This window comes from Stenotrophomonas sp. 2619 (assembly GCF_040548725.1).
GTDB classification, from domain to species: Bacteria; Pseudomonadota; Gammaproteobacteria; order Xanthomonadales; family Xanthomonadaceae; genus Stenotrophomonas; species Stenotrophomonas maltophilia_AP.
In genome coordinates this window covers 1-4,860 of record NZ_JBEPSF010000034.1, presented here as the reverse complement: position 1 = coordinate 4,860, position 4,860 = coordinate 1, and the positions used below count along the sequence as shown (strand labels likewise).

Genomic DNA, 4,860 nt, shown 5'->3' with positions numbered 1-4,860 from the left:
GTACTGCCGCAGACCGATTCCTGGCCGTCGAAGCGCTCCACGACCAGGCCTGGGGCCGGGCCCTGCAGCTGGATCAGGCGTGCCTGCTGCGAGGGGGCGCCCAGCGAAGCCAGCAACTGTGCGGGGGAGACATCCATATCGACAATCCCATGTCAGGAGTGCAACCAAGCGTGTGCCCGGCGGCGGTCGCATCAGCGCCCAACTCCACCAGTCCCTACGCCACTTACCCGGGACCATAACAAACCCCGTCCCCGGGCCATTTCACTTGCGGTTCCCCCCACGCCCCCTGACGTGTGCCCGCCAACGACCAGGAAGGGAATGGGCAATTCTGGCGCATCTGGCGAGATACGCGGCAACCGCGTCAAAGAGTAGGCGCAAAAGTGTGACGAATAGCACCATATGGGGCGTCGTCGCGCCCGGATTCCATCGTGGGCGCCCCTCTTGTCGTTCTTGGCTTGGTGGCGGGCGTTCCCGGCTTGCAGGGGCCACCTGGCCCCTGGCGCTGCCGGGCCATTCCGCCTGGTGGCGGGAACGGGACGAAAGGTAACGGCGACCCGGGGAATGCCTAAGCGCAGCCTGCGTAGCCGCCATCATGGTCCTCATACTCGCCGTCCAACAGTTCGACGAAGTACCACTTGCACGGACGGCCTTCGAATCCCTGCAGGGCGACGGCAGCCGGTGCAAAATCCACGCGCGCTCGATCACTGTCATCGATCTTTGGTAAGCCTCGATGCTGAGATTCATTGATCAACGCATGAAGGCCTGATTCGTCGGACCAGAGTCCGGCCCTGCCGACCCGCTCCAAGGCGATCTTTCCGAAGTCGTTCAACGTATACGTATCGCCCAGTTCCCCATAGCCGCCGGTCCAGCCGAACTGAAGTGCCCCCATGGGATCATCCTGCGGAACGTAAACGCCCGTGCGTGGCGGAGTTTGGCCGCTCACGCATTCAATATCGGTCCTTACGCGAAAGCAGGGAATACGTGGAAAGTCCTGCTTGTTCTTTTCCCACAACAACGAGAAAACGAAGTCATTCCAGGTGGTGGGGCGCCGCATCATACGGCTGATGTTGCCAGCGTATTTGAAGACAGCTTCTGCGCGACTTTGGAACGATGCCTCCTGTTCGCCGGTCGTCCAGATCATCTGGTAGGCGTACTCTTGCAACATTCTGGAGCACTGGCGTTCGCCGGCCTCGCCGTAGCGTTCGTAACTGCGAGCTGCAATGGCTCCGATCACTTTCTCTTTGAAGTCTACCAGTGCGGGAAACGCATGGGTTGAGAAGTGCCCAGCCGTATCGGCCGGCTGCCAATGGGCGAGTGAGCGACCCGCAGCGTCCAGGCCGCCACGATCTTCGAGGATGTCGTCGGTGAAGCTGATCAGTTGATTGATCTTCTCCAGCAAGCCTTTGAGGTAGGGCAGGGAAGCAAAATGGTAGAGAAGCGTCGCTTGACGTCGATGCCACGGAGCCAGCTCCCGTTCGTTTGTTGGCATCGCGCCACGTGCCCTCAGCCAAGCTTCGGTGCAGACTGATCCGGTGACCAGATCCAGAAGGTGGTTCCGAACTCGTTTCCATCCAACTGGGGAAAGCGGTCGTCCTTCTTGAAGTATCGCGTTGAGCCCACCTTGGCGGGCGTGTACCACCAGCCGCTTTGGGGGACCAGCTCGCCTCCTGTGACTCGGTGTGGTCTTGCTGAGGTCGGGACGGACGAGCTGCCGGTGTAACTGCCGTCATGATCTTCATATTCATCGTCCAGCATTTCAACAAAATACCATTTGCACGGCCGCGGACTGAATGATTGTCTTGCCACGGCCGCCGGTGCGAGCTCCACGTGTTCGCGTTCACTCGGATCGGTATTGGGCAAGTGGCGGTGTTGAGGCTCGTTGATCAATTGATGGAGGCGCTGAGCGTCAGACCATAGCCCCGATCGCCCAATGCGCTCCAAAACGCGTGCCCCGAAGTCATTCAACGTATACGTATCGCCCAGTTCCCCGTAGCCACCCGTCCATCCGAATTGGAGGGCAGCCATGGGGTCGTCTTGCGGAACGTAAACGCCTGTGCGTGGCGGCGTCTCACCGCTTTTGCATGCAATATCTGTTCGGACGCGGAAACGGGGGATGCGCCCAAAGAGCGTTTTGTTCTGCTCCCACAACAATGAGAAAACGAAGTCATTCCAAGTGGTCGGACGTCGCATCATTCGGCTGATGTTGCCTGCGTACTTGAAGACCTCTTCTGTGTAAATCTTGAACGAATTCTCTTGTTCGCCGGTCGCCCAGATCATCTGGTGCGCATACTCTTGCAGCATTCTGGAGCACTGGCGCTCGCCGGCCTCGCTGAACCGGTCGTAGCTACGAGCTGCAATGTCCCTGATTACCTTCTCCCTGAAGTCTGCTAGGGCGGGAAATGCATGGGTTGAGAAGTGACCCGCGGTATCGACTGTCTGCCAATTCGCGAGCGCGCGCCCCGCAACGTCCAGCTCAGCGCGATCTTCCAGAATGTGGTCGGCGAAACCGATCAGCTGATCTATCTGTTCCAGTAAGCCCTTCAGATAGGGCAGGGAGGCGAAGTGGTGGAGCAGCGTGGCTTGACGCTTGTGCCACGGATTCAGCTCCTGATCGACTGTCTGCATAATGCTCAACTCTTGGTAACTTGGCCGGGAAGGGTGGGCAAGCCCAGCCTAACGTCATTCAATTGAGAACCAAAGTCAGTGCTTCCCCATCGGGTATCGAAGGGGCCTAGAATACTTGGGTGATTGATCTTGGAGCGTAGGCTGGGATACGTGACTTGCTCATGAGGTGGGAGTTTCTTCCATGTGGCGTAGGTCATTGTGCTTGGAGTCAGTCGGCCGGTCGTCTGATCAATCTTGTAGAAGGCGACGCTGTCGCCGGCGGCACCGCCAGGTGCAAGAAATGGGCTCCCATCAGCGTCATAGGTCATAGTCCCGTCGAACTTGATTTGTTCGTATCCACCTTCCAGATGGTGGTCTGGCAGGTCATCTCTGGTCTGTGCCGATGCCTTGCCGCGCCACACCTTTATCTTCTCGCCTGCCTTGAGCTCGTAGACGACGAACTGGCCGTTTGGATTCCAGTCCGGCCAGACAGCCAGGAATTTGCGCCACTCTGCTTTCGGATCCTTGGAGCGCATGATCCTATTGAATACTTCTTCGCTCATCCAGTCCGCACCTGCACCTAAGTTGCTCGGCGAGACGACTCGGTACAGCTTCATCGGTCCCTCCAGGACGTCTGCGGCTATCTCGGCGAAGCTTTCGATCTGTTCTCGCCTGAGTGCCGGGTATCCTTCTTTCGCAATTTTCGGATCTAACCAAGCGGCTTCAATATCGGGATCCAACGGGAGATTCTTGGTCGGCTTGCCAGCACTCAACCAAGCGGGAGGTGGGCTTGTGCGGCGCATCAGTGTCGCTGCATGCGCCTTGGGCAGTGTTCCCGAAAAGTGCACATTGCCTGCATCCAATACTCCGTGACGCTGGACGAGGTCTTCAATCTCCAGTCGCCGGATGATCTCATCCAGAGTCCTCAGCGCGGGTGCGGTGTACTCGGTGATCTTTTTTCTTGCCAAGCTGCGAACGTTGTTCACCAGCTTGAGCGTCTCCTGTGCAGCGGGACCAACCACTGGGATGTGCTTGGCATAGCCGAGGAGGTTGTCCATCAGTTTGATGGCGCGGTCGAATGCGTCGAGCAGGATCTTTGGGTTGACCAGGGCGCGTAGCACGCGGGTCTGGTTGGCCAGTTCATGGAACAGGCGATCCCATTTCAGCGCCTTCCAGTATTTCATCACCTCGCGCCGGCGCAGGAAGGTAATTACCCAATCCATCGCCTCGTCGACTGCACGTGCCACGTGATTCAGACCGGCGCGGCGCACGTAGATGAAGAAGATCTTGAGAACGCCCTTGAGGAGCGAACCCACAGTGGGGATCAGACCAACAAGGGTCAGTACCAGTCCGACCCACGCCCAGGTGTTGCTGGTGTCGTCATTGATCTGTTTGCAGTTGGCAACGACATCACGGACGTCACAGACCTGATCAACGCCCGGAATCATGGAGATCGCGGTGTCGAAGGCGATCTGACCTGTAGTGCGCTCCTGGTTGAAGTCGCCCTGGATGGCTTCCCACAGCCATTCGACTACGTTCTTGGAGCCGTCAGTGACGTTCTTGTACTGCTCGGTGACGAAGGCCAGCGCTTCCCGCAACTGCTGAAGGGTAACCGGGGCTGCTTCGTTGGGGCGATCATGACCTGAATCAGCCATGCGTATTGCCCTGCAGGTTGGCAATCAGCTCCAGGTCGGGCCAGGCAGTGTCCCGTGTCGGATCGCGTGGCTCGTAGATGACTTTCGCGACCTTCTTTTCGGGTATCGGGCCGTGATGCGCCTTGCCCTCTGCGTCCAGCGTGCCCTGGATCTTAGATCCGTCTTCGAAGTGGATCTCGTATGGCGTTCCTGCCATTGCCTGCATCGTGTCAACGTCCATGTAATTGAGTGCTATCCAGTGAGTGGCTTCCTGCGCGCCGCCGGGAAGCGGGGGGAGGAATGCTTCATCCTTGGCACCGCCCAGGAAGGGATGCTGCCCAGCCTTGACGGTAAACGTGCCGGGGCAGCTGAAGGTGATGTCCCCACCTTCCAGCGTGATTGCGCTGTTGCCGGCCTGCAGCACCACCTTCTGCTGGGCCAGTACGTCGATGCGGTCGTCGGTGGCGGTGATGGTGATGGCCTGGTCGGCCAGCAGTTCCAGCTCGCCGGTGTGCGCCTGCAGGCTGACCGGCCCGTTGGCGGCGATCACCTTGATCGGGCCGTCCTGCGCAAACAGCGCGGTGTGTTCGCCGGACACGGTCGAGACGGTTTCACCGGCGCT

The 4,860-nt window shown here is 59.0% G+C and carries 4 protein-coding genes; all 4 read right to left on the bottom strand.

The annotated features are described in order from the left end of the window. Nucleotides 1–565: 565 nt before the first annotated feature. Complete coding sequence (locus ABIA71_RS20805; protein ID WP_354287841.1) at nt 566–1,489, bottom strand: hypothetical protein; 924 nt, start codon at nt 1,487–1,489, stop codon at nt 566–568. Between the two features lie 14 nt (nt 1,490–1,503). Continuing rightward, on the bottom strand, nt 1,504–2,625 hold the full coding sequence (locus ABIA71_RS20800) for a hypothetical protein (RefSeq protein ID WP_354287839.1): 1,122 nt from the start codon (nt 2,623–2,625) through the stop codon (nt 1,504–1,506). 5 nt (nt 2,626–2,630) lie between these two features. Beyond that, the gene (locus tag ABIA71_RS20795; RefSeq protein WP_354287837.1) at nt 2,631–4,259 is read right to left on the bottom strand and encodes a hypothetical protein; all 1,629 of its coding nucleotides are present in this window, start codon (nt 4,257–4,259) and stop codon (nt 2,631–2,633) included. Further along, nucleotides 4,252–4,860 (bottom strand): DUF2345 domain-containing protein (locus tag ABIA71_RS20790; protein WP_354287835.1); only part of this gene is annotated, 609 nt, incomplete at its 5' end. The genes ABIA71_RS20790 and ABIA71_RS20795, both read right to left, overlap by 8 nt.

Bases quoted from the DNA above. Each gene is read 5' to 3' on its own strand.
- ABIA71_RS20805 (WP_354287841.1), bottom strand. From the start codon at position 1,489: ATGCCAACAAACGAACGGGAGCTGGCTCCGTGGCATCGACGTCAAGCG.
- ABIA71_RS20800 (WP_354287839.1), bottom strand. From the start codon at position 2,625: ATGCAGACAGTCGATCAGGAGCTGAATCCGTGGCACAAGCGTCAAGCC.
- ABIA71_RS20795 (WP_354287837.1), bottom strand. From the start codon at position 4,259: ATGGCTGATTCAGGTCATGATCGCCCCAACGAAGCAGCCCCGGTTACC.